The 2,095-nt window shown below is 76.4% G+C and carries 2 protein-coding genes and 1 pseudogene; all 3 read right to left on the minus strand.

Annotated features, from left to right (window positions below; genetic code table 11):
* Positions 1–405: SDR family NAD(P)-dependent oxidoreductase (locus ACTWLT_RS31470; RefSeq protein ID WP_445321483.1), on the minus strand; the 405-nt coding region annotated here is incomplete at its 3' end.
* On the minus strand, positions 402–1,808 hold the full coding sequence (gene rfaE2 / locus ACTWLT_RS31475; RefSeq protein WP_445321484.1) for a D-glycero-beta-D-manno-heptose 1-phosphate adenylyltransferase: 1,407 nt from the start codon (positions 1,806–1,808) through the stop codon (positions 402–404). The genes ACTWLT_RS31470 and rfaE2, both read right to left, overlap by 4 nt.
* Positions 1,805–2,095 (minus strand): annotated as a pseudogene (locus tag ACTWLT_RS31480) (hypothetical protein); the annotation flags it as partial. The gene rfaE2 and the pseudogene ACTWLT_RS31480, both read right to left, overlap by 4 nt.

A 2,095-nucleotide genomic window follows, 5' to 3' on the forward strand; every position in this document is an offset into this window, starting at 1 on the left:
TTTGACACCCAGGGTCGAGGCGACGGTCACCACGGTGCCGTGTGAGCGTTCCAGCCATGGCAGGGCGGCGCGGATGACGGCGGCGGTGGCCAGCAGATCGACGGCGATGATGCGGTCCCAGGTCTCGCCCGGTACGTCGGCGAGTCGGCCGGGCACGTCCATGCCGGCGGCGGTGACGACCGCGTCCAGCCCGCCGGCCTGCTCGGCGAGATGCCGGGTGGCGGCCTCGGCGGCCCGGGTGTCGGCCAGGTCGCACCGTACCCACGGCACCCCGTCGGCCGGCTCCTGCCGGTCCAGCACGTACGGCCGCCCGCCGGCCTTGGTCACCGCGGCCACCACGGCCGCGCCCAGTCCACTGGACCCGCCGGTGACGAGCACCGCCGATCCGTTCAGATCCCTGCTCATGCTGCTCCCTTGACGAGGTGTCCGCCACGCGAACGCGCGGCGGTGATGGTCGCGGTGGTCGACCGGCCGTCCAGGTAGGGCACGGTCACCACCCGGCCGCCCCAACTGCGGATCAGCTCGGCCTCGGGCAGCTCCGGCGCGCCGTTCCCGGCGTAGTCGCCGCCCTTGACCCAGATGTCCGGCCGGAGTCGGGTGAGCACCCGGTGCGGGGTGGACTCCTCGAAGACCACCACCGCGTCGACGCAGTCCAGCGCGGCCAGCAGCCGGGCCCGGTCGGCCTCGATGTTGATCGGCCGGCCCGGTCCCTTGAGGGCCCGTACGCTGCGGTCGGAGTTGAGGCAGACCACCAGGGCGTCGCCGAGCCGGCGGGCCGCCTGCAGGGTCGCCACGTGCCCCGCGTGCAGGATGTCGAAGCAGCCCCCGGTTGCCACGACGGTCCCACCGGCCGCCCGGACCCGTGCCACCACCTCGGCGGCCGTACCGGCCGGGTTCTCCGGGGCCGGCTGGTCCTCGTGCAGCCCGGCGGCGCCTCCGGCGGCGACGTACGCCGACGCGGCGGCGACGGCCTCCCGCACCGCCTCCGAGATCAGCGCACCGCCGGCGAGCGCGGTCGCGGCGGTCGCGGCGAAGCGGTCCCCGGCGCCGCAGGTGTCCCGTACCTGCTCCACACCGGTCTCGGGTGTCACCACCAGCGGGGTGGTTCCGGGGTGGCAGAGCACTGCGCCGTCCGCGCCGGTGGTCACGGCCACCGCACCGGCCCGCCAGCGTCGGCGTAGCTCGTGCCCGGCCCGGGTCGCCGTGGACAGCGGTGACCCGCCGCCGGCGTCGCCGGTGAGCTGCCGCAGCTCGGCCAGGTTCGGGGTGAGCAGCCGGGTGCCCGGCACCGCGGCCGGCCCGCGCGGGTGCGGATCCCAGACCACCGGCCCCGCCACCTCGCCCAGCGCTGCCCGCAGCGTCGGCTGCCGCAGCAGGCCACGGCCGTAGTCGCTGGCCAGGACCGCGCCCGCCCCGCGCAGCGCGTCCAGCGCGGCCGCTGGCGGTTCGGCCGGCGCCTGTGGAGCACCGCCCCGGTCGAGTCGCAGCAGGGTCTGCCCGTCGGCACGCAACCGGATCTTCTCCGGCGTCGCGCCGGGCAGTCGGAGGGGGTAGAGCGTCACCCCGGCGGCGGTCAGCAGGTCGGCCAGCCGGGCTCCGCCCGCGTCGTCGGCGAGGGCGGTCACCAGCACCACCTCGGTGCCCTGCGCGGCGGCGAACAGCGCCGCGAGGCCGGCGCCACCGGGCCGGTCGATGGCCGCGGTCTCGTCGAGCACCGGTACCGGAGCGTCCGGGCAGAGGCGGTTCACCGCCCCGGTCACGTCCCGGTCCAGCAGTGCGTCGCCGACCACCACCAGGGGGCCGCTCACGATCCACCCCCGTCGCCGTCTCCGGCCACCTGCCCGCCGTGGCCGTTCGCGCTGTGCCCGTTTGCGCTGTGCCCGTTCGCGCCGTGCCCGTTGGCGCCGTTCGGATTGCCGGCGCCGGCGGTGGCCAGGGCACGCCAGTTCGCCGGCCGGTGGGCGGCAGGTGCGAACGGTGGGTTCATCCGGGGCAGGTCCCGCACCAGCGGCAGCGCCTGCTCCACGTACTCGCAGAGCAGGTGGCTGGTGACGAGGTGGAGTTCCTGGACGACCTGGGTGTCGGGGGAGGGGAC

It is taken from the genome of Micromonospora yongxingensis, assembly GCF_052601155.1.